At 53.7% G+C, this 26,165-nt stretch carries 27 protein-coding genes; 8 read left to right on the top strand and 19 right to left on the bottom strand.

Annotated elements, in window-relative coordinates:
• Nucleotides 1–98 precede the first annotated feature (98 nt).
• Nucleotides 99–557, bottom strand: coding sequence for a dUTP diphosphatase (gene dut, locus AM329_RS17435; protein WP_015570042.1), 459 nt, complete (start codon nucleotides 555–557; stop codon nucleotides 99–101).
• The gene (coaBC, locus tag AM329_RS17430; RefSeq protein WP_169803260.1) at nucleotides 535–1,746 is read right to left on the bottom strand and encodes a bifunctional phosphopantothenoylcysteine decarboxylase/phosphopantothenate--cysteine ligase CoaBC; all 1,212 of its coding nucleotides are present in this window, start codon (nucleotides 1,744–1,746) and stop codon (nucleotides 535–537) included. Before coaBC ends, dut begins: the two co-directional genes overlap by 23 nt.
• Nucleotides 1,747–1,919: 173 nt before the next feature.
• On the opposite strand from coaBC, the gene radC reads away from it, so the two are divergent.
• The 4 genes from radC to mutM all read left to right on the top strand — a co-directional run bounded on the left by radC (nucleotide 1,920) and on the right by mutM (nucleotide 4,111).
• Nucleotides 1,920–2,585, top strand: a complete 666-nt coding sequence (gene radC / locus AM329_RS17425; RefSeq protein ID WP_006812419.1) for a DNA repair protein RadC — start codon at nucleotides 1,920–1,922, stop codon at nucleotides 2,583–2,585.
• A gap of 217 nt (nucleotides 2,586–2,802) precedes the next feature.
• Entirely contained in the window at nucleotides 2,803–3,039 is a 237-nt protein-coding gene (gene rpmB, locus AM329_RS17420) for a 50S ribosomal protein L28 (protein WP_002436699.1), read from the top strand.
• 22 nt (nucleotides 3,040–3,061) lie between these two features.
• Entirely contained in the window at nucleotides 3,062–3,229 is a 168-nt protein-coding gene (rpmG, locus tag AM329_RS17415; RefSeq protein ID WP_003024094.1) for a 50S ribosomal protein L33, read from the top strand.
• Nucleotides 3,230–3,301: 72 nt separating this feature from the next.
• On the top strand, nucleotides 3,302–4,111 hold the full coding sequence (gene mutM / locus AM329_RS17410; protein ID WP_003860879.1) for a bifunctional DNA-formamidopyrimidine glycosylase/DNA-(apurinic or apyrimidinic site) lyase: 810 nt from the start codon (nucleotides 3,302–3,304) through the stop codon (nucleotides 4,109–4,111).
• 2 nt (nucleotides 4,112–4,113) lie between these two features.
• On the opposite strand, the gene coaD is transcribed toward mutM, so the two are convergent.
• The 7 genes from coaD to rfaQ all read right to left on the bottom strand — a co-directional run bounded on the left by coaD (nucleotide 4,114) and on the right by rfaQ (nucleotide 11,006).
• Nucleotides 4,114–4,593 (bottom strand): pantetheine-phosphate adenylyltransferase, encoded by a 480-nt coding sequence (coaD, locus tag AM329_RS17405; RefSeq protein ID WP_023315165.1) that lies wholly within the window; start codon nucleotides 4,591–4,593, stop codon nucleotides 4,114–4,116.
• Nucleotides 4,594–4,596: 3 nt separating this feature from the next.
• Nucleotides 4,597–5,367: a glycosyltransferase family 2 protein gene (locus AM329_RS17400; RefSeq protein WP_003860875.1), complete on the bottom strand. Its 771-nt coding sequence runs from the start codon at nucleotides 5,365–5,367 to the stop codon at nucleotides 4,597–4,599.
• Nucleotides 5,367–6,641 carry a lipid IV(A) 3-deoxy-D-manno-octulosonic acid transferase gene (waaA, locus tag AM329_RS17395; RefSeq protein ID WP_003860874.1) on the bottom strand — a complete coding sequence of 425 codons (1,275 nt, stop codon included), beginning with the start codon at nucleotides 6,639–6,641 and terminating at the stop codon, nucleotides 5,367–5,369. The genes AM329_RS17400 and waaA overlap by 1 nt, the downstream gene beginning before the upstream one ends.
• A 66-nt stretch (nucleotides 6,642–6,707) precedes the next feature.
• Nucleotides 6,708–7,697 (bottom strand): glycosyltransferase, encoded by a 990-nt coding sequence (locus AM329_RS17390; RefSeq protein ID WP_023315167.1) that lies wholly within the window; start codon nucleotides 7,695–7,697, stop codon nucleotides 6,708–6,710.
• Between the two features lie 11 nt (nucleotides 7,698–7,708).
• Nucleotides 7,709–8,809 (bottom strand): glycosyltransferase, encoded by a 1,101-nt coding sequence (locus AM329_RS17385; protein WP_022650148.1) that lies wholly within the window; start codon nucleotides 8,807–8,809, stop codon nucleotides 7,709–7,711.
• 2 nt (nucleotides 8,810–8,811) lie between these two features.
• On the bottom strand, nucleotides 8,812–9,939 hold the full coding sequence (locus AM329_RS17380; protein ID WP_023315168.1) for a glycosyltransferase family 4 protein: 1,128 nt from the start codon (nucleotides 9,937–9,939) through the stop codon (nucleotides 8,812–8,814).
• Nucleotides 9,936–11,006 (bottom strand): putative lipopolysaccharide heptosyltransferase III, encoded by a 1,071-nt coding sequence (gene rfaQ, locus AM329_RS17375; protein ID WP_072163321.1) that lies wholly within the window; start codon nucleotides 11,004–11,006, stop codon nucleotides 9,936–9,938. Before rfaQ ends, AM329_RS17380 begins: the two co-directional genes overlap by 4 nt.
• 150 nt (nucleotides 11,007–11,156) lie before the next feature.
• Here rfaQ and AM329_RS17370 point away from each other — a divergent pair, with 150 nt between their 5' ends.
• Nucleotides 11,157–12,110 (top strand): polysaccharide deacetylase family protein, encoded by a 954-nt coding sequence (locus AM329_RS17370; RefSeq protein WP_032608198.1) that lies wholly within the window; start codon nucleotides 11,157–11,159, stop codon nucleotides 12,108–12,110.
• A gap of 26 nt (nucleotides 12,111–12,136) precedes the next feature.
• On the opposite strand, the gene AM329_RS17365 is transcribed toward AM329_RS17370, so the two are convergent.
• From AM329_RS17365 to rfaD, 6 genes are read right to left on the bottom strand one after another with little or no spacing between them, the layout of a single operon-like run.
• Nucleotides 12,137–13,348 carry an O-antigen ligase gene (locus AM329_RS17365; protein WP_032608199.1) on the bottom strand — a complete coding sequence of 404 codons (1,212 nt, stop codon included), beginning with the start codon at nucleotides 13,346–13,348 and terminating at the stop codon, nucleotides 12,137–12,139.
• Nucleotides 13,336–14,235 carry a glycosyltransferase family 2 protein gene (locus tag AM329_RS17360; protein ID WP_032608200.1) on the bottom strand — a complete coding sequence of 300 codons (900 nt, stop codon included), beginning with the start codon at nucleotides 14,233–14,235 and terminating at the stop codon, nucleotides 13,336–13,338. The genes AM329_RS17365 and AM329_RS17360 overlap by 13 nt, the downstream gene beginning before the upstream one ends.
• 5 nt (nucleotides 14,236–14,240) lie before the next feature.
• A complete protein-coding gene (locus AM329_RS17355; protein ID WP_032608201.1) occupies nucleotides 14,241–15,350 on the bottom strand; it encodes a glycosyltransferase family 9 protein in 1,110 nt (369 codons plus the stop codon).
• A 3-nt stretch (nucleotides 15,351–15,353) separates the two neighbouring features.
• Nucleotides 15,354–16,337, bottom strand: a complete 984-nt coding sequence (rfaC, locus tag AM329_RS17350) for a lipopolysaccharide heptosyltransferase RfaC (protein ID WP_032608202.1) — start codon at nucleotides 16,335–16,337, stop codon at nucleotides 15,354–15,356.
• Nucleotides 16,338–16,340: 3 nt separating this feature from the next.
• Nucleotides 16,341–17,387 (bottom strand): ADP-heptose--LPS heptosyltransferase RfaF, encoded by a 1,047-nt coding sequence (gene rfaF / locus AM329_RS17345; protein ID WP_003860863.1) that lies wholly within the window; start codon nucleotides 17,385–17,387, stop codon nucleotides 16,341–16,343.
• 2 nt (nucleotides 17,388–17,389) lie between these two features.
• Nucleotides 17,390–18,322, bottom strand: coding sequence for an ADP-glyceromanno-heptose 6-epimerase (gene rfaD / locus AM329_RS17340; protein ID WP_003860858.1), 933 nt, complete (start codon nucleotides 18,320–18,322; stop codon nucleotides 17,390–17,392).
• 213 nt (nucleotides 18,323–18,535) lie between these two features.
• Between rfaD and kbl the strand changes: the two genes are divergently transcribed.
• Nucleotides 18,536–19,732, top strand: coding sequence for a glycine C-acetyltransferase (gene kbl, locus AM329_RS17335; protein WP_032608203.1), 1,197 nt, complete (start codon nucleotides 18,536–18,538; stop codon nucleotides 19,730–19,732).
• Nucleotides 19,733–19,741: 9 nt separating this feature from the next.
• Nucleotides 19,742–20,770 (top strand): L-threonine 3-dehydrogenase, encoded by a 1,029-nt coding sequence (gene tdh / locus AM329_RS17330; RefSeq protein ID WP_017383610.1) that lies wholly within the window; start codon nucleotides 19,742–19,744, stop codon nucleotides 20,768–20,770.
• Between the two features lie 27 nt (nucleotides 20,771–20,797).
• On the opposite strand, the gene AM329_RS17325 is transcribed toward tdh, so the two are convergent.
• Both AM329_RS17325 and AM329_RS17320 read right to left on the bottom strand, forming a co-directional pair.
• Complete coding sequence (locus tag AM329_RS17325; RefSeq protein ID WP_075155267.1) at nucleotides 20,798–21,712, bottom strand: hypothetical protein; 915 nt, start codon at nucleotides 21,710–21,712, stop codon at nucleotides 20,798–20,800.
• Nucleotides 21,713–21,727: 15 nt separating this feature from the next.
• Complete coding sequence (locus tag AM329_RS17320; protein ID WP_032608205.1) at nucleotides 21,728–22,933, bottom strand: glycosyltransferase; 1,206 nt, start codon at nucleotides 22,931–22,933, stop codon at nucleotides 21,728–21,730.
• Nucleotides 22,934–23,138: 205 nt separating this feature from the next.
• Here AM329_RS17320 and AM329_RS17315 point away from each other — a divergent pair, with 205 nt between their 5' ends.
• Nucleotides 23,139–23,939, top strand: a complete 801-nt coding sequence (locus AM329_RS17315) for a glycosyltransferase family 2 protein (protein ID WP_023323978.1) — start codon at nucleotides 23,139–23,141, stop codon at nucleotides 23,937–23,939.
• A gap of 11 nt (nucleotides 23,940–23,950) precedes the next feature.
• Here the strand turns inward: AM329_RS17315 and AM329_RS17310 are convergent, their stop codons facing one another.
• Together AM329_RS17310 and envC are read right to left on the bottom strand one after the other, a co-directional pair.
• Nucleotides 23,951–24,883, bottom strand: a complete 933-nt coding sequence (locus AM329_RS17310) for a divergent polysaccharide deacetylase family protein (protein WP_032608207.1) — start codon at nucleotides 24,881–24,883, stop codon at nucleotides 23,951–23,953.
• A gap of 3 nt (nucleotides 24,884–24,886) precedes the next feature.
• Complete coding sequence (gene envC / locus AM329_RS17305) at nucleotides 24,887–26,146, bottom strand: murein hydrolase activator EnvC (protein WP_026094345.1); 1,260 nt, start codon at nucleotides 26,144–26,146, stop codon at nucleotides 24,887–24,889.
• Between the last annotated feature and the right edge of the window lie 19 nt (nucleotides 26,147–26,165).

Raw genomic sequence — 26,165 nt, 5'->3', positions numbered from 1 at the left:
AGCACTTGTCAGGCTGGCAACCACACAGCGACCCGCAAACTGACGTTTGCGGTTTGTTATTGCATTATGGCGCTGTGAGATGCGTGTTTGTCGGGCGGTTATTTGCGCCCGGAATGGCCGAAGCCGCCTTCGCCACGGTCGGTAGCGTCGAAGTCTGCCACCAGGTTAAATTCTGCCTGCACCACCGGTACAAACACCATCTGCGCGATACGCTCGCCCGGCTCAATGGTGAAGCTGTCCTGGCCACGGTTCCATACGGATACCATCAGCTGACCCTGATAGTCAGAGTCGATCAGGCCGACCAGGTTACCCAGCACGACGCCATGCTTATGGCCCAGGCCAGAGCGCGGCAGGATCACCGCTGCCAGTGACGGGTCAGCAATGTGAATCGCCAGCCCGGTCGGGATCAGGGTCGTTGCACCCGGCGCCAGTTCTACGGCGTCATCGAGACAGGCGCGCAGGTCAAGACCGGCAGAGCCGGAGGTGGCATACGTTGGCAGCGGAAATTGCTCGCCAACGCGCGGGTCCAGAATCTTAACGTCGATTTTTTTCATCATAACGGGTAACGATCTCGTCCAGTAAGTGTTGGCCCAGGAGTTCTTTGCGCTCAAGCGGTAAGACTTTATCTCCATCCTGCCAGAAAAGGTGCAATGCGTTGCTGTCGCTGTTAAATCCTTGCGTGGACAGCGATACGTCGTTCGCGCAAATTAAATCGAGGTTTTTGCGGGTACGTTTTTGCCGGGCATATTCTTCCACATTATTCGTTTCTGCGGCAAACCCAACAACGTAAGGACGATGAGTTTTCAGTGCGGCGACACCGGCAACGATATCCGGGTTCTTCACCATTTTTATTGTTAATTCATCGCCTTGCTTTTTAATTTTGGCGTCAGCAATAGTTTCGGCGCGGTAATCAGCGACGGCCGCACAGCCGATAAAAATATGCTGCTGTTGAGCATGTGCCTGTACGGCGGCGTTCATTTCCAGCGCGGTCGTCACATCAATACGCTGCACAAACGCAGGGGTGGTAAGCGACACCGGGCCGCTCACCAGCGTGACGTTCGCGCCGCGTTTGGCTGCCGCGGCAGCAATCGCAAAGCCCATTTTGCCGGAGCTGTGGTTGGTGATGTAACGCACCGGATCCAGCGGCTCGCGCGTGGGGCCCGCGGTAATCATGATGTTGAGATGTTGCAGATCGTTGACAGGCGAGAAATGGGTGGCGGCCATATCAACAATCGTTAATGGGTCGAGCATACGCCCTGGCCCCACGTCGCCGCAGGCCTGGCTGCCGCTGTCCGGTCCCCAAATCAGCAGGCCGCGCGAGGCCAGCGTGTCCAGATTGTGCTGGGTAGCGGCGTTGCGGTACATCTGCTGGTTCATTGCGGGCACAACCGCGACGGGCGCAGGCGTGGCGAGGCAAATGGTCGTTACCAGATCGTTCGCCATACCGGCTGCCAGGCGGGCAATTAAATCTGCCGTGGCGGGGGCAAGGATAACCAGATCGGCCCATTTCCCCAGCTCAATATGGCCCATTGCGGCTTCGGCCGCCGGGTCGAGAAGGCTGTCGGATACCGGGTATCCCGAGACGGCTTGCAGGCTCAGTGGGGTGATAAAGGCTTTGCCGCCTTCGGTGATCGCGACCCGTACGTCGGCCCCGCGCTCGCGCAAACGGCGCACCAGGTCTGGCGTTTTATAGGCAGCAATACCGCCGCTGACGCCAAGAACGATTTTTTTACCGGCCAGGCTCATCATGATTCTTTCCTGTTGGGTTTCACCAGAGAGCGGGCATTTTATCACAATCCCTAAAACGGGGTGATGATGTCCTTAATTCACTTTGCGAGGCGTTACGCAAGAACGAAATGCCAGCATCGAACCCCGAATTTGCCTGTGGCAGCATAATGGCAAACAGAAGGAGGCCAGGCATGGAAGAGACTGAACTGCTGCTACCGCGTGAAAAAATGCTGCGTCATGGCGTCACGTTGTTAAAGGACGACGAGCTGCTGGCGCTCTTTTTACGCACAGGCACGCCGGGGAAAACGGTATTTACGCTGGCGAAAGAACTGATAGACCATTTCGGTTCACTGTATGGATTGCTGACCGCTGAGCTGGAGGCGTTTACGCACGTTGAGGGCATTGGCGTGGCGAAATATGCCCAATTGCGGGGCATTGCCGAGCTGGCCCGGCGATTTTACAACGTGCGTATGGAGGAAGAAGACCCGATCCTCACCCCCGACATGACCCGCGAATTTCTGCAAAGCCAGCTCTCCGATCTGGAGCGGGAGATCTTTATGGTGATCTTTCTCGACAACAAAAACCGGGTACTGAAACATACCCGCCTTTTTTCGGGAACATTGAGCCATGTTGAGGTGCATCCGCGTGAAATTGTGCGGGAAGCGATAAAAGTGAATGCAGCCGGCGTGATCCTCGCGCATAATCACCCCTCTGGCTGTGCAGAACCAAGCAGAGCTGACAAAGCAATTACCGAACGTATTATCAAATGCTGTCAATTCATGGACATTCGTGTGCTGGACCATCTGATAATTGGCCGCGGAGAGTACATTTCTTTTGCCGAACGTGGCTGGATTTAGGCCTTTTCTCGCGATCCATCGGGATCTTTGTCTGTTCGGGACTTGAGCACACCGCCGAGTCAGCGTATACTACGCCACCTTTGAGAATCTCGGGTTTGGCATTTGGGCCTGGCAATCGAGAGTTCAATAGAACTATGCGATGACCGGGCTGTAAAGCCTGACGAGGCGCCGATACCCCATACGAAGCTCGAGCTAATTTGATTTTTGGAGAATAGACATGTCCCGAGTCTGCCAAGTTACTGGCAAGCGTCCGGTGACCGGTAACAACCGTTCCCACGCACTGAACGCGACTAAACGCCGTTTCCTGCCGAACCTGCACTCTCACCGTTTCTGGGTTGAGAGCGAGAAGCGTTTTGTCACCCTGCGCGTATCTGCTAAAGGTATGCGTGTAATCGATAAGAAAGGCATCGATACAGTTCTGTCCGAACTGCGTGCCCGTGGCGAAAAGTACTAAGTACTTAAAGAGGAAATAAATCATGGCTAAAGGTATTCGCGAGAAAATCAAGCTGGTTTCTTCTGCTGGTACAGGTCACTTCTACACCACCACGAAGAACAAACGTACTAAGCCGGAAAAACTGGAACTGAAAAAATTCGATCCAGTTGTACGCCAGCACGTACTGTACAAAGAAGCTAAAATCAAATAATTTTAGTCTCCTTGTATTGAAAAACCCCGCAACTGCGGGGTTTTTTGCATTCTGCATCTCAACGGAGGAACCATGCCTGAATTACCTGAGGTAGAGACCAGCCGCCGCGGCATTGAGCCCCATCTGGTTGGCGCGACTATTCTTCATGCTGTCGTTCGCAACGGGCGTCTGCGCTGGCCGGTGTCCGATGAGATCCACGCGTTAAGTGACAAACCCGTCCTGAGCGTGCAGCGCCGCGCGAAATACCTGCTGCTGGAGCTGCCTGACGGCTGGATCATTATCCATCTGGGCATGTCGGGAAGCCTGCGTATTCTTACCGAAGAGTTGCCTGCGGAAAAGCACGACCACGTTGATCTGGTGATGAGTAACGGCAAAGTGCTGCGTTACACCGACCCGCGTCGCTTTGGCGCATGGCTGTGGACCAAAGAGCTGGAAGGACACAACGTGCTGGCGCATCTCGGACCTGAGCCGCTCTCAGAGGCGTTTAACGCGGATTATCTCAAAGAGAAGTGCGCGAAAAAGAAAACCCCGATTAAACCCTGGCTGATGGATAACAAGCTGGTGGTGGGCGTGGGGAATATCTACGCCAGCGAATCGTTGTTTGCCGCCGGGATCCATCCCGATCGGCTGGCCTCCTCGCTGTCGGCGCAGGAGTGCGAGCTGCTGGTCAGAGTTATTAAAGCGGTACTGCTGCGCTCAATTGAGCAGGGCGGGACGACGCTGAAGGATTTCCTGCAAAGCGACGGGAAGCCGGGTTATTTTGCGCAGGAGTTGCAGGTTTATGGCCGTAAGGGTGAGCCGTGCAGAGCCTGCGGGACGCCGATTATTGCCACGAAGCACGCTCAGCGCGCCACGTTTTACTGCCGTCAGTGTCAGAAGTAGGGTTACTTTAGCTTTTCCATCAACGCCTGGTGGACGTTAACCGGCAGGAAGTGGGTAACGTCCCCGTGATGGCGCGCCACCTCTTTCACCAGCGAAGAAGAGATGAAGGACCACTCTTTGGAGGGCATCAGGAATACGCTCTCCAGCTCCGGCATCAGATGGCGGTTCATGTGTGCCAGCTGCATCTCATATTCGAAGTCTGCTACCGCGCGAAGACCGCGGATCAGGATATTGGCATGCCGGTCACGGGCAAAGTTTGCCATCAAGTCGCTGAATCCGACGACCTCAACATTCGACAGATGCGAAATCGCATCGGTGGCAAGCTGCACGCGTTCGTTCAGGTCGAACATCGGCTTTTTGCTCGGGCTGGCGGCAATGGCCAGAATCACCTTGTCGAACATACACGCCGCACGGGTGATGATATCAAGATGACCGTTAGTGATCGGATCGAAGGTACCCGGATAAATCGCTTTTGTGCTCATGGCTCACGTTTTCTCTGAGTAGCCGCGGTTCAGCGCCCACAGCTCGGTGTATTTGTTAAAAGTATACTGGGCATTCACTACGGCCAGTAACCAGCCCTGTTTGCCGTCTAGCACGCCGCCACGCAGCAGCAGCGTTTTCAGAAACGCGCCCAGCGTGTGGGTGAAGATGCCGGTCAGCGTGGCCTTCTTGCCGCGCGCATGCCGCTCCTGTGCCCAGGCGGTGGCATAGTTCAGCTGTTTACGCTGGAAGCTGGCGAAATCGCGGCAGGTCAGATGAAGCAGATCGCCCGTCAGGGGGATGACCTGAGCGTTATCGCAGGCCAGAGACTCATGGACCAGGTTATCGTTGTACTGATAACGCTCGCGGGCATAGAGGCGCATCACGCGGTCGGGGTACCAGCCGCTGTGGCGCATAAAGCGGCCCAGGAAATAGTTACGACGCGCGATACTGTAGACCGCGCCAGGCTGTGGCGCGGCAAGCACCGTTTGAATGGCCTGTCGGAGTTCTGGGGTGACGCGCTCATCGGTATCGATCATCAACACGTAATCGCCCGTGGCGTAACCCTGCGCACGCTGACGCTGAATACCGTAGCCCTGCCAGTCGGTGTCGGTAAAGACTTTTGCCCCGGCTGCACGGGCAACGTCCGCCGTATTGTCCGTACTTCCGGAGTCGAGAATGACGATTTCGTCAGCCCAGGCAACAGAGGCCAGGCAATCCGGAAGCAGGTCGGCGGCGTTTTTGGCGATCATCACGACCGACAGACGCGTTGACATTAGTGGCTCCGCTGCGGCAGATAAGGTTGCAGAAGTTGCAGCAGACGGGTCAGTGCGCCCTGGTTCTGATGCAGGACTTCAACGGCGTGACGACCGTACCACAGGCGGTAATCTTCGTCAGTCAGAAGGGTTGAGACCTCTTTGACCACCGAGTCCGCATCGGTCACGGTGATTAAGCCATCGGCTTGCTGCAATTTCGCGCAGATATCTTTGAAGTTAAACGTGTGTGGACCCATCAGCACGGGAATGGCGTGGGCTGCCGGCTCCAGCGGGTTATGACCACCTCGCTCCACCAGGCTACCTCCAACAAAGGCGAGGTCTGCAATGCCGTACAGCAGCATCAGTTCGCCCATCGTATCGCCAATCACCACCTGCGTGCTGCCAGAGGGGATTTCGCCGCTGCTGCGCAGGGTAAAGCTGAAACCGCCTTTTTGCACCATCTCGCGGGCATCTTTAAAACGCTCCGGATGGCGAGGAACCAGAATCAGCAGTAAATCAGGGAATTTTTCCAGCAGCTGGCGGTGAGCCTGAAGGATAATGGCTTCTTCGCCGTCATGGGTGCTGGTGGCAATCCAGACCTGGCGACGCGGCGCCCACTGACGACGCAGCGTTACCGCACGGGCGGCGAGTTCAGGGGTGACGGAAATATCGAACTTCAGGCTACCCGTGACCGCAAGCTGGTTGCGCTTCAGACCTAGGGCGATAAAGCGCGCGGCATCTTCTTCGTTCTGCGCGGCGATCAGCGTGATTTTGCTGAGCAGGCGACGCATAAATTTACCCAGCTTGCCGTACCCTTTAGCCGAGCGTTCCGACAGACGCGCGTTGGCGATAACCAAAGGAATTTTACGGGCATGCAGGGCGGAAATCATATTCGGCCACAGTTCGGTTTCCATGACGATCACCAGTTTAGGGCGCACGGTATTCAGGAAACGGTTCATGGCGCAGGGGAGATCGTACGGCAGGTAGACGTGATGCACGTCTTTACCGAAGGCAGACATCACGCGCTCTGAGCCGGTTGGCGTCATCGTGGTGACGGTGATGGGCAGTGACGGATAACGGTGGCGCAGGGCACGCACCAGTGGAATGGCGGCCAGCGTTTCCCCGACTGACACGGAATGCAGCAGAATACCGTCCGGCGCCACTTTATTGCGGCAGTAGCCATAGCGTTCGGCCCAGCGTTTACGGTACGCAGGCGCTTTACGGCTACGAAGCAACAGTCGCAGCCAAACCAGTGGCTGAATGATGTAGAGCAGGGCGGTATACAACAATTCCAAGCGATTATCCGTTTTTTTAGTTTCGGCCGGGAAATTCTAAGCATTTAAGCGTGCTAAAGCTATCTCTTATGCCAGATACCGTTTTAAACGGAAGTAGCGTCGGCCCAGGCGCCAGCGCAAACGCGGGCTTTTGGCACTTTTCCAGATGAGCTTCCAGATCCCGGTGTCGAAGAACTCTTTGATTATCATTGCTTTCTTCGCCTCATCCTTCATGTTGTCGAAGGTATGAATAATTCCCAGACCCTCTTTGGCGATTTGCCAGTGGCAGGCCGGGATATTTTTCACTTTATCCGGGTAGCGCTGGTTAATGGCATCAAGCATCTTCAGTATCTTCATGTAATGGCGCGCAGAGCGAATCAGCGTGTCGTCATTATCCGGGGTGTGCGATACCGAGGCGGAGTGAATGTAGTAGTCGTAAAAGCGTTCGCTGGTGTACTGAACGCGTTCCGCGGCAAGCAGCACCTCAGTCGTCCACGGAATATCCTGATGGCGCAGGCCAGGCTCGAAACGGAAGCCGTGCTGACGAATAAAATCGTGACGATAGATATTCAGCCAGGTCACATGCAGGAACTTACGTGAATCTAGCGCCTTTTTTAACCATACCGCACCATTCATGACGCCCGTCGAGGCGAGCTTATCTTCAGGGAAGATAGGGCGAGACGGTTTTTTGTTATTTTCCCAGACGTAGTTGCCATTGCAGGTGGCGACATCCAGATTCTGCGTGACGGCCATATCCAGCAGACGCTGGTACATGCCGGGTTTGAAGACATCATCAATATCCGGGAAAGAGAGATACTGCCCGGTCGCAACCGCCAGGCCGGTATTACGCGCGATAGACACGCCCTGATTAGGTTGTTCAATAACCCGCATCTGTGGCAGCTTTTCGCGCCATTTTTCGACAATCTGCATCGAGCGGTCAGTGGAGCCGTCATTCACGATGATGACTTCCATACTGTCGATGTGTTGATTTACAAGGCAGGTAAAGAACTGATCGAGAAAAGCTTCACCGTTATAAACGGCAACCACCACGCTTAATAAAGGCGCTGAATTTTGCATATGAAACCTGATTATTTTTGGTTGTCGACCAAAGCAATGTATTGCTGGCAAATGGCGTTAATACCGAACGATGCGATCGTTTCGCGATCAACAACTGGCGGAGAGGCATACAATTCTGCCAGTGTTTTCGCCAGTGATTCGTCGGTTAACGCTGTCAGACCTCGCGCCAGGGGGCCAGTAAGGATCTCAGCAGGACCGCCAGGGCAGTTTGTACTCACCGGTGGGGTCTGACAGATAATGGACTCTACCAGTACATTACCAAAACCTTCGCAGTCGGAACTTAACACTAAAAGGCGTGCCCCTTTGATCCACGGGTAGGGGTTGGTTTCGAACGGGCGGAAGACGATCTTGTTTTCAATTCCCAGCTTAGCGGCAAGCTGTTTGAGCTGGTTTATTTTCGCGTCAGAACCTTTGCCCATCAACACCAGCGATGCGTCGATCTTGCTCAGCGCAAACGCCCGCAGCAGCCGGTCGTGACGTTTGTGTTCATGAAAACGGCCAACGTGGATAATGTAATCCTGCCCCTGCATCTCAAAGGGCGCTTCCGCCAGACGCTGAATTTCAGGGATATCAAAGGGGTTATGGATAACCGCTTTGCGCCGCAGGGGGATCGCGAGTACTTCAGAGAGGTCGTGCAGCACGGCGCCGGAAACCGCCACCACGTTGCGGTTTTCATAGGTATGCCGAATTTTATAATGCTTAAACCAGCGAGAAAGCCCGCTGCGATGGCGCAAATAGGAGAAGGAGAACATCCCGTGAACGCAGAACCAGACCTTATCCCGATCCAGCACGCGGCTGTGCGCCACGATACGGTCGGTTTTATGCAGATGCGAGAACACGACGTCAAATTTACCGCTGCGTTCTGCCTTCTCGATGGCGCGATCCAGCAAACGGGCGCGACGCGGGATCTCGGTCAGCTTCCGCCAGGGTTTTTTACAGGTATCCTGCACAATCTGAAAATCGATGCCTTCCGGAATGGCGTAGTCGCACACCTTCCGTAAGGAGAAAAGGGTGACCTGATGCCCCAGTTCTGTCAGTCCGCTGGAGAGGGTGAGAACCGTTTTTTCGGCTCCTCCACCGGGTAAACCATCAATAATCATTAGGATGCGCATTATTAATCCAGTAATTTTTGATAAAGCGAAATAAGCTGACTTGATAGTTTTTCAGGGGTTGCTTCTCTGACGCGTTCACGCGCCGCAAGCCCCATATTATTATTTTTTTCCAGTGAAGGGATGGACATGACGGCCTCCTTCAATGTGTGGATATCAAGTGCATCACAGTAAAACCCGTTCTGGCCTTGCTCAATAAATTCTGAACCACCGCAACTCTCTGACGTAATGACGGGCAATCCACAGGCCATTGCTTCAAGTATGACGTTAGGGAAAGGATCATACAGCGTCGGCAGCAGTAAACCATCAGAAAGCTGATAAAATGGCAGCGTCTCTTTTTGCATCCCCAGGAAACGGATTTGCCCCTCACAGCCTAATGAACGGGCGAGGTCGCGATAACGGCTTTCCGCTTTATCCTGACCGACCACAACCAGCCATGCCGATGTTCCTGCTATAGCCCGAATAGCGCTTGCCAGCCCCTTGCGTTCAAACCCTGAACCCACGAAGCAGAAAATGACGGCATCAGCGGGTAAGCCAAATTGCTGACGCAGTACAGCGCGTTGTCTCTCTTCTGCCGGAACGAAGCGGCTGGAATCTATTGAATTATAAATCACATGTATCTTTTTTGCGTCAATATCAAAGTCTTCGACGATTTCGCGTTTGATCATCTCCGCATTACAGATAACGGCTTTCAACTCGGGAGCCTGGTACATTTCACGTTCTGCGTTCATCACGTAGCGGTGATAACGATCGTGCATAAGCAGCTTCGCACGCCAGGCGGGAAGAATACGCGTACGCTGTAGCAGCCAGCGTCGATGTACACCATCCCCGGCGCGGTAAATATCGCAGCCCGGAATACGTTCGTGGCTCTGGACAATATCAAACTGCTGTTGCTGCCACAGCGCGCGTGCGGCGTGTGCAAAGCCGCGCTCACGGCTGATGCGGCCCCACTTTCGTGGATCGCAAATATGAATATGCCAGTCGTCCTGCTTTTCGCCCTGCCACTCGCGGGTGATGACGTTGAGCTCAAGATTTTGATTGCTCAGCGCGGTAAGTGCCCTGGAGACAAAACGTTCTGCTCCTCCATCCGGACGATATTTTTGGCGCACAATGGCCAGACGATGAAGCTTCATTGCAGGTATCTCCTTGCGGCGGAGACGACAGCATCAACGGGGATGGCGTCGAGATAACGTTCCGTCGTTTTTGTATCAATGGCGTCAGGGTTGGGAAGCGGGCCGTAGTTACCTGCCCAGATGACCTCGCCGTTAACCTGCCATGGCGACCAGAACGTCAATTTTGACGGGCCAAACAGCGCCACGCAGGGCGTCTGAAGGGCGGCGGCCATGTGCATGGGTACGGAGTCAACGCCAATGAACAGGATCGCGTGATCGATTAGCGAGGCCAGCTGGCGCAGGGTTAACTGCCCTGCCAGCGATACAACACCCGTCTGCGGGGAGGCGGCAAGAATGCGGTCAATCATCGCCAGCTCTTTCTTATCCGGTCCCGCCGTAAGGACGATAGTGTGGCCGTCCTGCTGCAACGTGGCGATAGTTTGCGCCATTTTGCCTTCGTCCCAGCACTTAAAGAACCAGCGTGACGTGGGTTGAATAACGATGTAGCGGTCTCCCACGCCCTTTTGTGTCAGCTTTTGGTGAGCATGGCGCCAGTCATCCGCGCTGTAAGCCATGGTGACGGTAGGGTTGGCCATTACCGGCAGCGCTGACAGTATGGAGAGATTTTGTTCAACGGTGTGCAGCGACTGATGGCTGGCGACCGAGACCAGTTCACTGTGACAAAAACGCCAGAAGGCATTCTTGCGCTTGTTAAAAGCGAACCCGAGCCGAACCGGTGCGCCGGTGAAGCGGGTAACAATCGCGCTGCGCCACTGATCGGCAAGATTGATCACCAGATGATAATGCTGAGCGCGTAAAGCACGAAGCAACTGCCACTCTTTTTGCAGGTGCTTCAGCGTCCCCAGCTGCTTCCATTTACGATCGATACCATAGATCGTCCCGATTGCCGGATGCGCGGCGAGCATGTCTCGCGTCTCTTCATAGAGAAGCACGTCGATTTGGGCTTCAGGCCATTTCTGGCGTAATGAATTGATGACGGGGGTGGTGAGTAACATGTCGCCATGATGGCGAAGTTTGATCAGTAAAATGCGCAAATCAGGCGTGTCAGGTAAGTTATTCATCATCATCTTATCGGCGTTGTACTATTGGCAATTCTAATAGACCTGGTAACGACTTGCACTCTTTCTCCATAATGTCAGGAATTTCCCTGGAAGGGTTTACTCCTGCTTTCGGGCGTGCGTAACATAGCGCTAACTATTTTGTCTTGCGGACTTATTATGAAAAAACCAGCGTTTATCATCACGATCGATACCGAAGGGGATAATCTCTGGCAGAACCACCGGGTGATCAAAACGGAAAACGCGCGCTACCTGGCGCGGTTTCAGGCGCTTTGTGAACGCTTCGGCTTTAAGCCCGTCTGGCTGACCAACTACGAGATGGCCGTCGAACCGGTATTCATTGAGTTCGCGAAAGAGGTCATAGCCCGCGGCCAGGGTGAGGTGGGAATGCATCTCCATGCCTGGAATAGCCCTCCGGAGCACGATCTGACCGGTGATGACTGGCGCTGGCAGCCTTATCTGATTGAGTTTTCAGACGAGGTCATGCGTGAGAAAGTGCTGTTCATGACCCGCTTACTGGAAGAGACTTTCCAGACAAAAATGCTCAGCCATCGCGCCGGGCGCTGGGCATTCGACAGCCGTTACGCCCGGTTGCTGATTGAGCTGGGGTATCAGGTAGATTGTTCCGTTACGCCGCGCGTGAACTGGCGCAACGCGAAAGGTGCCCCGCAGGGTAATGGCGGAACGAATTACCAGCATTTTCCCGATCGCGCCTATTTTTTGGACGTAGACGACATTTCCCGGCCGGGAAACAGCCCTCTCCTCGAAGTGCCGATGAGTATCCAGTATAAACACCCGGCATGGCTGAATTCCCTGAAGCAGGGTTACGATCGTCTGCGCGGTAAATACCGTTCTCCGTCAGTTAACTGGTTACGCCCGTCCGGCGGTAACGCGCAGGAGATGATTAAGGTTGCGCAGCAGTGCCTGGCTCAGGGGAATGACTACGTAGAGTTCATGCTGCATTCGTCGGAATTTATGCCTGGCGGCAGCCCTACTTTTAAAGACGAGGCCGCGATTGAGGGACTGTATCAGGATCTGGAGCAGCTCTTTACCTGGTTATCAGATAAGACCGTGGGGATGACGCTTGCGGAGTTTTACCAGTACAAAAAATAGTTATGCCCGCCAGGCGGGCATATTTGTTATTGCTGCTTTGTTTGTGAGAAAGGTGTACTTAACGCAAACAAAATCATAAAGAAGATTAAGGCTTCTGAACTGAGCAGTATGACATCCGTCAGTCCATACAAAAGCAAAAGAAGCATTGACGTTAGCAGCAGCGCGTTTTTACTTCTAATAGAGTAAGCTATTATCGAAACAAAAAAGAAGCACAAAATTAGCAGTCCAGGAATGCCTTGCAGTGAATATTTTTCAATAAACTCATTGTGCAAATGAATTCGAATGTAACCGAGCGCTGCTGCAACATGTTGATGTCCATTTGCGACATAATTTCGAACCCATGATTCCCTGCTTTCAATAGACTGTCCCAGTGGATGCGCAATGCCAGTCATAAGACCCACGTTCCACATTGAAAAACGAGCCCCCAGAGAAGTTGCATCATGCCCTTCCTGATATTTAGTTATCTCAGTCACTGTTTGTTGAATTTTAGGTGATATCAATGGTTTATAACTTACAACTATGATCCCTGCAACGATGCATAAAAAAATCATTAATGATTTAAGGTGAATTTTTCGGAAATGATAAAGTGTAAGAATAATAGCCAGTAACAGGTAAAGGGCCATGGCGGCACGCGTGGCTGTCAAAAGAATCAGGAAGAAAGATATCAGGACTACGACGCCTGCCAAAAGGTATAATTTCACATTATTCTTTAGGTATAAGCTGTAAACAAAGGCTAATGATAGAACAGAATATACATACGCTGCGATAGTTGGACGGTTTATAGCCATCTCTACGCGATTAATACCTTGTACAGCCTGATAAAGGCCATAAGCTGTGGCAAGGGTATAACCTACAGCTGTACTAATTAAGAAGTATTTCACAAAATTATCTTTTGTTACATAATTTTTGAAACGGTCAAGGTAAAAAATCAAAAGGCTTGCCAGGATTAATTTTTTACTCGATCCAAGATAATCACTGTATGCGTTTAATCCCTCATTATGCAATTCATAAGTGACATACCAAATAAGATTAAGTAACCCTATCAGCATAATAGGATAGGCGATACTAAAAGGATGCCAGGAGATTTTTTTATACTCAAATGCCAAACCCAAGATACTTGCATATATTGCAATATAGAAAAACTCTCGTTGTTTCCCTGAATTAACAAGCACAAGAGCTAAAGAGATAAGGCTCAATGCGAGTGTTAACTGGTAAGTTCTTAACTTTATTTTTTCCATAACGCCTCAATAACCCTTTTTTTGTAGCTAAAACGAACATCGGTGGACAGGAAAAAAGACAATGTGTACATGGCCTTTACGCGTTGTTTCACGAGTTGTAATTGTTGGTCTGTAAGACAGGACCGATGGTTGCTGTAAATATCAAACCAGTGGCAATTGACAAGATGCCTGTAGCTTGACGGAAATGTTCTTTCCATCTGTAACGTGCATTCGACAAGCGTTAAAATTTTGCTGGCGTCCAGACTGCTCGACAAACTGTCGCGACGCTTGACGTAATAATAATGCCCCTGGCGTTGATAGACTATTTTGCTCGACTGCATCAACATTCCGGGGAAGACAGCGAAATCCTCATAACATAACATTGGAGGAATAGGGTTGCTTTCGTACAGGCTACGATGAATAAACTGGCCAATGAGATGCGCCTGAAAGTCTTTATGGCGTAAGAAACGAGCGACTGCTTCATGTTGTGACAATGGCACAGGGTTGAATCCCTGCCAGTCTGAAGTCATTTTCCGGGGATCGCGAATCTCAAGCAAACGTGTCAGTAACATATCCGGACGTTGCGCTTTCAGGAAGGTCATTGCGTCCCTGAGGCTGCCCGGCTTTAAGCAATCGTCACTGTCGAGCATCGTAATATACTCTCCCGATGCCAGCGCGACAGCGCTGTTTCGTACCCGGCCTACGTTACGAAAGTTCACGGTGCGCGTGATCATCTGAGGAAATTTCGGCGACCACTCTTCAATTATTGCCTGCGTGGCATCCTCAGAACTGTCATTGAAAATAATGACTTCAGTGTCCTGACCGATTGCTGCCAGCAGGCTTGAAAGCGTGGCGTGCAGCGTAGCTTCAGCGTTATGCGCAGCAATAATGACGCTTAAAAAAGCCATAAAAATTAGTTTCCTTGAGCGTCGGTAGCGCTAGCCAGTGAGCGGGCTTTGGGTAATGTACGGACAAACTGCTGAAGATCGTGTAACGCGGAGTCAGTGACAGAGAATAGCGCTTCCCGTTCTTGCGGGAAGTAATAGCGCGTTTCAAACACATAAGAACAAATGTTGTCGTCATTCCCGATCAGCATCACATTGCCAAGCGGACGCTGTTCGTAATGACAACACGGTCCAAACAGCAGGACCACCGGCACGCCGACGGCGTCTGCGATGTAGACATTCCCCGAGTCAGACGCGATATAGCAGTCCATCTTTGAAATGGCCCAGGGAAGCTCTTCTAGCGAAATTTTGCCAATAAGATTAATAAAATTAGGGATTTCACCGTAAAGGCGGGTGATATCATCCATCCACGACTGTTCGTTTGGCGCGCCGAAGACATAAAACTCGCAGGGTAAATCAGCGAGTTGATCAACAATCCGCTTCCAGATACCCGGAGGGACGGTTTTGGCTTTATTGCCTGCCGCAATACTGATGCCGATGCGGATAACGTCAGGTTTATCAAGAATAGCCGGCCAGGTCGTCGGCTTGAAGAGCGGTTTTGTGGCGTGCTTGGGAGAGTCTTGCCATGTGAGCGAGCGGTCGGCCAGTTTCAGGTAGTTCGTCACCGAAAGCGTTTTTTTGCCATGCTCAACGGTACCGTCGGCCGCGAGATAGAAAATCCCGTGATACCACCTGCGCGTGTAAATGCTTAAAAATTGTTTGTTTTTGGCATTGCAGACGGCGGCAAAAAAGAGGTTCACGCTGTTGGGCTGTAGCAGGTAGACGTTGTCGTAGCGGTTCATGATCCTGCACGCGAAGCACAGTTTACGCCACAGGTTGCGCTTATGCTGCTCAATAAAATAGATCTGCTCGATAGTCTCATCATGCTTCGCCAGCGCACCAACGCTGCGACTGATCAACACATCGCTTTTTTGCAGCCAGGCCAGAAGAGGCGTCGCATTAATAAAGTCACCGATTTTGGCTGTTTGAATGACAAGGTTCTTGCCCGTGTCCTTTCGAAACAGCTTCCGGATGAGTTTCACCGGAAAGAGTAAAATCAGCAGAAATACATAACTCATGGGTTAAATATCCCTGTTGGAAAGCCGATGGCTGCCCTGTAAAAATGAAAAAATAGCATCTGCGCTAATATCCTTCGTTTGTTGCGTAGGGCTGACCATCTGATGCTGGTTTTTACCGTAACCCCCGATCAACCCCGGATCGGTCGGGCCGAAAATCGTGATATTAGGTCGATCCAGTGCGGCGGTTAAATGGCTTAACCCTGTATCCACAGAAACGACGGCGTTTGCGCCCGCCAGCTGTGCGGCAACTTGCGCCAGCGTGAGTTTGGGTAACACCTCGACATGGGAAAAACCGGCTGCCAGACGCTCCGCACGCTGACGCTCATGTTCAGCGCCCCACGGGAGTTTAATATGGATACCGCAAGGTTGCATTAGTTCAATCAGCCTTCGCCAGTGCGTTTCCGGCCAGTGCTTATCGTCGCGCGTTGTGGCATGCAGGAACACCAGATACGGCGCGGCATGCTCCTCCGTCTCGCGCAAAAAATGCTGTGCAATAGCGTAGTCACCCTGGGCTTCAGGTTTTGCATAGCCCAGGCTTTTCGCGAACAGCTCGCGGGTGCGCTCCACGGCGTGCTGTTGTTTCGCAATATGGTGTCGACGGTTATAGAACAGGCTCGCCAGCGGTTCGCGGGCGGTTTGCCAGTCCATGCCGTGCTTTACGCCATGCGCCAGACGCGTGACCAGCGCGGCGCTTTTCACCAGCCCCTGGGCGTCGACGATCGCGTCGTAACGCCGGGCCTGCACCGCTTCGCGGAAGGCTTTGCGTTCGGCTTTAATCGGTGCGGAGAACCACGCTTTGCGCCAGCGGCGAATGGCCACCGGGATCACACGATCAACCGCTTCATGCCAGGTGGGGATCTGCGCGAAGCCTTCTTCCACCACCCAGTCAAAACGGATGCCGGGAATGGCCCGCATGGCGTCCGTCAGCGACGGCAGCGTATGCAGAACATCACCCATTGAGGAGGTTTTAACGATCAATACCCGCATCCGTTATCCTTCTTCGCTCAACAGCAATGCGTTGAGTTCTTCAAGGACGCGCTGCGGCGTGATGTCGATCAGGCTCTGATGATAGCCTTCTGCGGCATCGCCTTTACGCACCTTGTGGTAGCCGGTGATTAAACGGATCACGCGCGCCTTGTGCGACAGCGGCGGCGTGAAGTCCGGGCTGCTTGGGCCATACAGCGCAACCAGGGGACGATCCAGCGCGGCGGCGACGTGCATTAAACCGGAGTCGTTCGTCACCACGGCTTTACAGGCGGCAATCAAAATAACCGCCTGCTCGAGCTGCGTTTCCCCAGCCAGGTTTCGGCACCAGGCCTGTTGCTCGGTACTGAGCGTGGCGAGAATTTCATTGCCCGCCTCATGATCTTTCGCCGAGCCAAACAGCACAATCTGATAGCCTTCATCGATAAGCTGTTTCGCCAGCTCTGCATAGTGATAGTGCGGCCAGCGTTTTGCCGGACCAAACTCCGCGCCAGGGCAGAACCCAATCATCGGGCGTTCGGACGAAATGCCAAATGCGTTGCAGGTGTGGGATTTCTCCCCATCGCTTACCTGGAGCTGCGGCCACAGCAGCGGCTGCGGCAGATCTTTCGCGCTGCGCATCACGCCTTTGTCGTAGGCCAGCGCCACGTAGCGCTCGACCATCAGCGGCCAGGCCTCTTTATCCAGCACACGGGCATCGTTCAGCAGGCCGTAGCGCATTTCACCGCGCCAGCCGGTACGATGCGGGATGCCCGCAAAGAAGGGCACAAGGGCAGATTTGAAGGAGTTAGGCAGCACGTAGGCGCGGTCATAGCGTTTCTCGCGCAGGCTGTGGCCGAGTTTGCGGCGTTCACCGATTTCCAGCGCCCCGTGGCCGAGCGGCATCGGGATCGCCTCGTTCACTTCCGGCATACGCGATAACAGCGGACGGCACCATGCGGGTGCCATCACGTCGATTATCGCCTGGGGATAACGCGCCTTGAGCGTGCGATAGAGACTTTGCGACATCATCATGTCGCCCACCCATGACGGGCCGATCACCAGAATTTTCATACTTATGCGTCGCGGTTCAGCCAGGCCATATATTCCGTTACGCCTTCGGCAACGGTCTTGAACGGCTTGTCGTAGCCTGCGGCGCGCAGGTTAGTCAGGTCCGCCTGAGTGAATGCCTGGTAGCGGCCTTTCAGCTTATCCGGGAACGGAATGTACTCGATGCTGCCTTTCTTATGGTACGCCAGCGTCGCGTCTGCCACCGCCTGGAAGGATTCCGCGCGGCCGGTGCCCAGGTTGAAAATGCCGGACACGCCATTTTCCAGGAACCACAGGTTCACTGCCGCCACGTCGCCCACGTAGACGAAGTCACGCTTGAAGCCGTCGCTGCCTTCGAACAGTTTCGGGCTTTCGCCGTTATTTAACTGGGTGTTCAGGTGGAACGCCACGCTCGCCATGCTGCCTTTGTGGCCTTCGCGCGGCCCGTAGACGTTAAAGTAGCGGAAGCCGACAATTTGCGAGTTCGCTTCTGGCAGGATCTGACGCACGTACTCATCAAACAGGAATTTGGAGTAACCGTAGACGTTCAGCGGCTGCTCATATTCGCGGGATTCGATGAAATCTGAAGTGCGCCCACCGTAGGTTGCCGCGGAAGAGGCATACAGGAACGGAATTTCACGCTCCAGGCAGTAGTGCAGGAGCTCTTTGGAGTACTGATAGTTGTTATCCATCATGTACTTGCCGTCCCACTCGGTGGTGGAGGAGCACGCACCTTCGTGGAAGATGGCTTCGATCTCGCCGAACTCTTCACCCGCCATAATCTGGATAAGGAAGTCTTCTTTATCCATGTAGTCAGCGATGTTCAGATCCACCAGGTTCACGAACTTGGTGCCGTCTTTCAGGTTGTCCACCACCAGAATGTCGGTGATGCCTTTGTCATTGAGGGCCTTAACAATATTGCTGCCGATAAAGCCCGCGCCGCCAGTAACGATGATCATAACTGTAACCTTTGAAGTATGAGTCGGGGAATATCCCGAACGCTAATCTCTTTATCATATCATCACAATGCTCAGGCTTCAGCCATTCACCGATATGCAGCAGGGGTACGCGTGATTTATGCTGCAAAAACGAGAAGAGATACTGCGTCATCTCGTCATGAACTATTGGTTTGGGTAATATGTGCCAAAATTTGCCGAGTCTGGAGAATTGCAATGCGTGGTGATTTTTACAAACAGTTAAACAGCGACCTCGAGACCGCACGTGCGGAAGGGTTGTTCAAAGAAGAGCGTATTATCACGTCTGCCCAGCAGGCGGACATCACCGTTGCCGACGGCAGCCATGTGATCAACTTTTGCGCGAACAACTACTTAGGTCTTGCGAATCACCCTGAGCTGATTGCCGCGGCGAAAAACGGCATGGACACCCACGGTTTCGGTATGGCCTCCGTTCGCTTTATCTGCGGTACCCAGGACAGCCACAAGCAGCTTGAGCAAAAGCTGGCGAACTTCCTCGGAATGGAAGACGCGATTCTGTACTCATCCTGCTTCGACGCCAACGGCGGTCTGTTTGAAACCCTGCTCGGCGCAGAAGATGCGATTATCTCCGACGCCCTGAACCACGCCTCCATCATCGACGGTGTTCGCCTGTGTAAAGCGAAGCGTTTCCGCTACGCCAACAACGACATGGTTGAGCTGGAAGCCCGCCTGAAAGAGGCCCGTGAAGCCGGTGCCCGCCACGTGCTGATCGCCACCGACGGCGTGTTCTCCATGGATGGCGTGATCGCCAACCTGAAGGGCGTGTGCAATCTGGCGGATAAATACGACGCGCTGGTGATGGTGGATGACTCTCACGCGGTTGGCTTTGTCGGCGAAAACGGTCGCGGCTCCCACGAATACTGTGACGTAATGGGCCGCGTGGACATCATCACCGGTACGCTGGGCAAAGCGCTCGGCGGCGCGTCTGGCGGTTATACCGCTGCGCGTAAAGAGGTGGTTGAGTGGCTGCGTCAGCGCTCCCGCCCGTACCTGTTCTCCAACTCCCTGGCGCCGGCGATTGTGGCTGCCTCTATTAAAGTGCTGGAGATGGTGGAATCAGGAGCTGAACTGCGCGAGCGTCTGTGGGCTAACGCCCGCCTGTTCCGTGAAAAAATGAGCGCAGCAGGGTTCACCCTGGCCGGTGCTGACCACGCGATCATTCCGGTGATGCTGGGTGACGCGGTTGTCGCACAGCAATTTGCTCGTGAGCTTCAGAAAGAAGGGATTTACGTGACCGGGTTCTTCTTCCCGGTGGTACCAAAAGGTCAGGCGCGTATCCGCACCCAGATGTCTGCGGCGCACTCGCCTGAACAAATTGAACGTGCGGTGGAAGCCTTTACCCGCATCGGCAAACAGCTGGGCGTAATTGCCTGAGGACGTGTGATGAAAGCGTTATCCAAACTGAAAGCGGAAGAAGGGATTTGGATGACCGACGTACCGGAGCCGGAAGTCGGTCATAACGATCTGCTGATCAAAATTCGTAAAACCGCCATCTGCGGTACTGACGTTCACATCTACAACTGGGACCAGTGGTCGCAAAAAACTATTCCCGTGCCAATGGTAGTCGGCCACGAATATGTCGGCGAAGTAGTCGGCATCGGCCAGGAAGTGAAAGGCTTCAACATTGGCGACCGCGTCTCCGGTGAAGGCCACATTACCTGTGGTCACTGCCGCAACTGTCGCGGTGGGCGTACCCACCTGTGCCGCAACACCGTCGGCGTGGGCGTGAACCGTCCGGGCTGCTTCGCGGAATACCTGGTGATCCCGGCGTTTAACGCGTTCAAAATCCCGGACAATATCTCTGACGATCTGGCCTCCATCTTCGACCCGTTCGGCAACGCGGTACATACGGCGCTCTCCTTCGACCTGGTGGGGGAAGACGTGCTGGTCTCCGGCGCAGGCCCCATCGGTATTATGGCGGCTGCCGTGGCGAAGCATGTGGGTGCGCGCAACGTGGTGATCACCGACGTGAACGAATACCGCCTGTCGCTGGCGCGCAAAATGGGCGTCACCCGCGCGGTGGATGTCTCGAAAGAGAGCCTGACCGACGTGATGGAAGAGCTGGGCATGACCGAAGGCTTTGACGTGGGTCTGGAGATGTCCGGCGCGCCACCCGCGTTCCGCACCATGCTCGACACCATGAACCACGGTGGTCGTATCGCGATGCTGGGTATTCCGCCGTCAGATATGTCCATCGACTGGAACAAAGTCATCTTCAAGGGGCTATTCATTAAGGGCATCTATGGCCGCGAGATGTTTGAGACCTGGTACAAGATGGCCGCGCTGATCCAGTCTGGTCTGGATCTGTCCCCGATTATCACTCACCGTTTCTCCATCGATGAGTTCCAGCAGGGCTTTGACGCGATGCGTTCCGGCCAGTCAGGGAAAGTGATCCTGAGCTGGGATAAATAATGAAAAAGGGGCCAGCGGCCCCTTTTTTTACTGATTCTTTTTCTCTTCGTCCGTCAGGTAACGCACCTTGCGGGTGTAGTCCTGACCTTTGAACAGCAGTTTGTTATCCGGCGATTCCAGATACTTCTGCCACTCGGAAAGCGGGAAACCACCGTGCGCGCCAATCACCTCTTTCGGCACAACGGCTTCCTGACCGCCGATCTTCTTGGAGACCGGCCAGTTCATCCAGTCGCCCAGGTTAACCGTTTTTACATCCAGCATGTCCAGCAGCGCAGCGAGCGGCAGCTGATCGGTCGGCGGCTGCGTATCGTCCATCAGCTCCCAGGTATCCTGGAACAGCGTCAGCCACAGCGGGCAGATACGGCGCCAGGTCTTTTTGGTGGCCGCAAGAAACGCGCCGTTAACGTGATCGACCAGATACGGGCGCACCGTTTCTTTGTAATATGCCGGCACTTTCTCCGCTGGCGCACCGTCCAGCTTGGCAATCATTTTGCCCTGACGGAAGCTGGAGTAGATGTGCATATCCGCCATGTTGATCTCTGGCATTTTAAGCCGGTTGAGATCGGAGTCGATCATCAGCACCCCTTCACCGCGCGCCTGCAACGGAGCATTAAGCTTCACCAGACGACTGAGGTAGATCTGCTTATAGCGGTACCCCTCTTCACGTTTTGGAAGCGTGAGGGTGACAACGCGGGTTTTTAGCGGCAGCTCGCCGAAAGCGGATTCAGGCTGATCGCTGACGATAACAATCTCGCTGACGTCGGTGGCGTAACGCTCTGCAAAGGTCGCTGATAATAACGCCTCTTCGACGAAATCCGCGCCCGTACAAGGGATCACGATGGAATCAACCGCAACGAGATCGCGCGTGACCGGAAGGGAAGCGTAGGGAATGTTATGACGCCCGGTAATGTGGCGGTAGCGAGCATTCAGGAATTTAAACATGTTCTTCTCGTTTGGTTATTGCGCGCCAAGAACGGCCTCGACACCGTTAACATAGCTTTCAATGGCATACACGTTGCAGACATTCTGGTGCGCGGCTGCGGCGAGCCGGGCGCGCAGAGCAGGATCCTGCCAGATATTATCCAGATGTTGAGCAAGTTGCGACACGTCGCTCCACGGAAACAGCAGGCCGGTCGACTCGTGGTCGATCAATTCTGCCGTGCCGGTCACCTTTGAACCAATCACTGGGATGTTCAGCAGCATTGCCTCCAGCACGACGCGCGGCAGACCTTCGCTCTTCGAGGCCAGAATAAACGCGTCAAAGGTAGCAAGGTAGTCAAAAGGCGTGTTCTGGAAACCGGTAAAAATCACGTGTTCAGCAATCCCCAGCGCGTCAGCCTGTGCCGTCAGCGCGCCGCGCTCAGCCCCTTCACCGACCAGCACCATCTTCCATTTTGCCTGCGGGTGCCTCTGGTTGAACTGGGCCAGCGCCTCCAGCGTGTGATGATTGGCCTTGCGAGGGATTAACGAGCCAACGCTGCCGAACACAAACGTGTCATCATCAATGTTCAGGCGCTGGCGCATCGCGCGTCGGTCGGGCAAAGGCTGGTGGATGTCGATGGCATTGTTGACCGTGGTACACAGCGCTGGCCGGACGCCATGCTGAAGTAGCACACGTTCAACGCCGTGCGAGACGGCGATGATTTTTGTGGCATGGGTATTCACCAGCTTCACCAGCGGCGGGGTTAGCACCGGTTCAATCCGGCAGTGCTGGATTATCCGCGCATGCAGGTTTGCGCCCGCCAGATACCCTTCTTCGTTAGAGCCTGGCTGGTTGTTCATATACAGCGTATCGAATCCACCTTCCCTGAAAATGGTCTCGATCTTGCTGACGTTGGGGCGAATGCGCCACAGGGTATCGATATGCCGCGTAAATGCTTTGCGCGCTGAACGCGAGAAAAACAGCAGACCACGTCCCGCTTCTTTCAGGAGTTTTGCCCATGCCGGTTGCTTACGTTGAGGGATAACGAGTAGAGGTATCCCAATGCTATTGAGCACCTGGCCTATCGTTTCACCTTCAGCACGACTATAATCACTGTAAAAACAACAAGTAATGTCGAATTTTTCGCGGTTGATTCGCTTCAGAAGCTCAAGCATACTGTTGGTACCTCCCCCCCATTCTTTGCCCGTGTCCAGGAGGAGGATTTTACGTTTTTGCGGCATGTCTGAATCCGTATGCTACCCTTCATCTGACCGCATTATAAAGAATTTGTTGAAATAAAATAGATTTTTTGTATTTCTTTGTCTTTTTATAAGAAAACGTTTTAAACACGCTTATTTTAAAAGTGTGATTTAAGACTTTAATCGCCTCTTCTCAATTAGATACTATTAGCGAAAATATTTATGTTGTTATTGAGAGAGTGAGAAAATGTTTAAAATAACGGTCTGCTTATTAACGTTTAACTCCGAAAGAACGTTGCACGATGTTATTCCTCCTCTTTTAAAAATAGCGGATGAATTCGTTGTAGTTGATTCCGGAAGTACAGACGCAACGATATATATTTGCCAGAGTTATGGATTGTCGGCCATATTCAAAAAATATAGCTGGCACGGCGAGCAGATGAACCATGCCGTATCCCATGCGCACAACGACTGGGTGCTGTGCATGGACAGCGACGAAATACTCGATCAAGAAACCGTTGATGCTATTTTAAAATTAAAAATGGGCGATGAACCCGAACCGGATATGGCGTGGCGGATATGTCGTCACTGGTTTGTTCTGGGAGAAAATGTCCGAACGATTTATCCCGTCTCATCACCGGATTATCCGGTGCGTCTTTTTAACCGTACGCAGTCGCGATTTAATAACCGGCCAGTAGACGATCAGGTCGAAGGTTTTCTCCATTCTGAACGTATTCCTGGCTATGTCAGACATGATACATTTTATTCACTGCATGAACTTTTCAATAAATTAAACGGATATACCACTCGCCTGGTTCAATATCAGACGATACGTCCCTCTCTTGGTCGCGGAGCGATCAGCGCTATCGGCGCATTTTTCAAATGGTATCTGTTTAGTGGTGCCTGGCGTCAGGGCAAAGTGGGTGTGGTGACAGGGTTTTATGCCACGGCGTACAGTTTTTTGAAGTATTTCAAGGCCTGGTATCAGAATCGGGAAAAGAAAGAGTCCGTTGCAAAAGAGCAGTCGGACTCTTATCTGGCAGAATAGGCGTTAGCCGATCAGGCTTTTTTTCCCCAACCCTGCCACTGTTGCTGGACGTATTTAACCAGCGTACTGCTGCTGATGCTTTCGCCAATCACCGTGAAGAAGCGGGTTGCATAGACCGGTTCAGGCGGCTGTTTCAGCGTGCAGTTCTTCACGCCGCGGAATGGATTACGCGGCTGCGTTGCGGGTGGTTGCGCGCTACCCGGACGAGAAGTATCCACCTGAGGTTCATTGAGCAGATCGCTCGGACGCACCAGCGTGATATCGGCGGGTAATCCCGGCAACATTTGCTGCAAAACGCGAACGGTAGATGGATGCGGATGCCCAATGGCAATCGCCGAACCGTTACGGCGCGCCAGCTGTACCGCGCGGTTGAACTGCATGCGGATATCCGCTTCGTTCTGGGAGTCATCCAGGAATACTTTGCGCTTGATGACTTTCACGCCCGTTCCCTGAGCGGCACGCATCGCCTGGCTGTTGCCGATGGTCATGCTGTCGAGGAAATAGAGGTTGTAACGCTCCAGCGCCTGCATCACTTTCAGCATACCGTACAGGCTGGAGGTCATCGCGCTGCCCATATGGTTATTCAGACCCACGGCATACGGCACTTTATTGTATGCATCGCGGATGATGCGATCGATCTCGTCGCTGCTCATGTCCGGGCGCAGGGTATCTTTTTCCAGCGGCTGCTTGCTGAGGGGGGCCATCGGCAGATGGATAAGGACCTGATGGCCGCCATTGTGAGCTTTGGTCGCCATTTCATGCGCGTGAGGCGCATTAGGCAGGACGGCGACAGAGATGGCTGACGGCATCGCCAGCACCTGATTTTCATAGTGTGGTCGATAACCGAAGTCATCAATCACAATCGCGAGTTTGCCTGCATAAACCGGTGCAGCCAGCGCCAGTGCGCTGACTACGGAAACAACAATTCGACGAAATTGAAGCAAAACTTATCTTCCCAACCACGGCTGTGGATTGACCGCCTGACCCTGACGACGAATTTCGAAATAGAGTGACGGGCGGCCCTGACCGCCACTGCTGCCCACAAGGGCAATGGGTTGACCCGCGCGCACCTGGGTGCCAACGCTGACCAGCGCGCTCTGGTTGTAGCCGTAAAGACTCATATCGCCTTTACCGTGTTCAACCACCACCACGAGCCCATAACCCTGTAGCCAGTCGGCCAGGATCACGCGGCCATCGGCGATAGCTTTCACTTCGCTACCTTCAGACGCACCGATAACGATCCCCTTCCAACGTAGCTCACCCTGCAACTGTTCGCCATAGCGATGCAGGATCGTACCGCGAACGGGCCAGTAAGCCTGACCACGCGGGGAGCCGAGGCCGCCGGTACGGGACATCAGGGAACGTTCATTTTCAGTCGGTTTGTAGGTGGTGCCTTTCCGGGAGGCTTCCTGCTGCTTATTACGCACCGCCTGCGCTTCGCGCGCTTCTTTTTCGGCGCGCGCTTTGGCCGCGGCTTCTGCCCGGGCAATGCTGTTACGCAGTCTGGATTCGTTGGCGCGCATTTCGCTCAGCTGGCTTTGTCCTGCCTGGATAGAGGATTCCAGCCCGGCGAGCGTCTTCTTACGCTCATTGCGCGCCTGCTCAAGCTTCTCCTGCTGCGCCTGCTGATCGTAGAGCAGCGTTTGCTGCTGGCTCTGCTTCTCTTCCAGCTCGGCTTTTTGCGTGGTGACTTCTTCGCGCGTCTGTTTCAGCTGCGCAATGGTCTCCTGACGCGCCTGGTTAAGATAGCCGAAATAGGCCTGTAAACGCTGACCTCGCTGGCTCTCTTCACCGCTGAGGATCAGCTGAAGGCCTGTGTGTTCACCCTGACGGAAAGCAGCATCAAGCTGTGCAGCAAGGTTCCGCTCCTGGGCATCGCGCTGACGCTCCAGTTTCGCAATCGACGCGTTCATTTCATCGATTTGCTTATTGAGCTGGGCAAGGGTGTTTTGTGTTTCACGCAGCTTACGCGCGGCGGCGGAAATGGCCTCTTCCTGCTTTTTAAGCTGGGCGAGCAGGGTGGCGCGCTGCTGTTGCTGCTGGCGTACCGCACGCTCTTTGGCGGCGATATCGGCCTGAATGGATTTAAGCTGATCGCGGTCATCCGCATGGGCGGATGCGGCGCACAGCAATACGCCAGCGCTGAGTGCGCTGGCGCAAAGCAGAGGTCTGACTGATAACCGAAGCGGCTTCACGACCCATGTGATTGAAAAAATCGCCTTTCCC

Origin of the sequence: Enterobacter cloacae complex sp. AR_0002 (assembly GCF_001922365.1) — a bacterium.
Taxonomy (GTDB): Bacteria; Pseudomonadota; Gammaproteobacteria; order Enterobacterales; family Enterobacteriaceae; genus Enterobacter; species Enterobacter hormaechei_C.
The sequence above is the reverse complement of the archived record's forward strand: the minus strand, read 5'-3'. Positions and strand labels throughout refer to the sequence as shown.

Coding starts and splice junctions, on each gene's coding strand:
- AM329_RS17380 (WP_023315168.1), bottom strand. CDS start 9,939: ATGAAGCTTCATCGTCTGGCCATTGTGCGCCAAAAATATCGTCCGGAT.
- AM329_RS17325 (WP_075155267.1), bottom strand. CDS start 21,712: ATGTTTAAATTCCTGAATGCTCGCTACCGCCACATTACCGGGCGTCAT.
- AM329_RS17360 (WP_032608200.1), bottom strand. CDS start 14,235: ATGGCTTTTTTAAGCGTCATTATTGCTGCGCATAACGCTGAAGCTACG.
- AM329_RS17385 (WP_022650148.1), bottom strand. CDS start 8,809: ATGCGCATCCTAATGATTATTGATGGTTTACCCGGTGGAGGAGCCGAA.
- coaD (WP_023315165.1), bottom strand. CDS start 4,593: ATGAGCACAAAAGCGATTTATCCGGGTACCTTCGATCCGATCACTAAC.
- AM329_RS17315 (WP_023323978.1), top strand. CDS start 23,139: ATGTTTAAAATAACGGTCTGCTTATTAACGTTTAACTCCGAAAGAACG.
- rfaQ (WP_072163321.1), bottom strand. CDS start 11,006: ATGATGATGAATAACTTACCTGACACGCCTGATTTGCGCATTTTACTG.
- AM329_RS17370 (WP_032608198.1), top strand. CDS start 11,157: ATGAAAAAACCAGCGTTTATCATCACGATCGATACCGAAGGGGATAAT.
- AM329_RS17320 (WP_032608205.1), bottom strand. CDS start 22,933: ATGCCGCAAAAACGTAAAATCCTCCTCCTGGACACGGGCAAAGAATGG.
- AM329_RS17390 (WP_023315167.1), bottom strand. CDS start 7,697: ATGCAAAATTCAGCGCCTTTATTAAGCGTGGTGGTTGCCGTTTATAAC.
- tdh (WP_017383610.1), top strand. CDS start 19,742: ATGAAAGCGTTATCCAAACTGAAAGCGGAAGAAGGGATTTGGATGACC.
- rfaC (WP_032608202.1), bottom strand. CDS start 16,337: ATGCGGGTATTGATCGTTAAAACCTCCTCAATGGGTGATGTTCTGCAT.
- AM329_RS17365 (WP_032608199.1), bottom strand. CDS start 13,348: ATGGAAAAAATAAAGTTAAGAACTTACCAGTTAACACTCGCATTGAGC.
- rpmG (WP_003024094.1), top strand. CDS start 3,062: ATGGCTAAAGGTATTCGCGAGAAAATCAAGCTGGTTTCTTCTGCTGGT.
- rfaD (WP_003860858.1), bottom strand. CDS start 18,322: ATGATCATCGTTACTGGCGGCGCGGGCTTTATCGGCAGCAATATTGTT.
- AM329_RS17400 (WP_003860875.1), bottom strand. CDS start 5,367: ATGTCAACGCGTCTGTCGGTCGTGATGATCGCCAAAAACGCCGCCGAC.
- dut (WP_015570042.1), bottom strand. CDS start 557: ATGATGAAAAAAATCGACGTTAAGATTCTGGACCCGCGCGTTGGCGAG.
- mutM (WP_003860879.1), top strand. CDS start 3,302: ATGCCTGAATTACCTGAGGTAGAGACCAGCCGCCGCGGCATTGAGCCC.
- rpmB (WP_002436699.1), top strand. CDS start 2,803: ATGTCCCGAGTCTGCCAAGTTACTGGCAAGCGTCCGGTGACCGGTAAC.
- AM329_RS17355 (WP_032608201.1), bottom strand. CDS start 15,350: ATGAGTTATGTATTTCTGCTGATTTTACTCTTTCCGGTGAAACTCATC.
- rfaF (WP_003860863.1), bottom strand. CDS start 17,387: ATGAAAATTCTGGTGATCGGCCCGTCATGGGTGGGCGACATGATGATG.
- kbl (WP_032608203.1), top strand. CDS start 18,536: ATGCGTGGTGATTTTTACAAACAGTTAAACAGCGACCTCGAGACCGCA.
- coaBC (WP_169803260.1), bottom strand. CDS start 1,746: ATGAGCCTGGCCGGTAAAAAAATCGTTCTTGGCGTCAGCGGCGGTATT.
- radC (WP_006812419.1), top strand. CDS start 1,920: ATGGAAGAGACTGAACTGCTGCTACCGCGTGAAAAAATGCTGCGTCAT.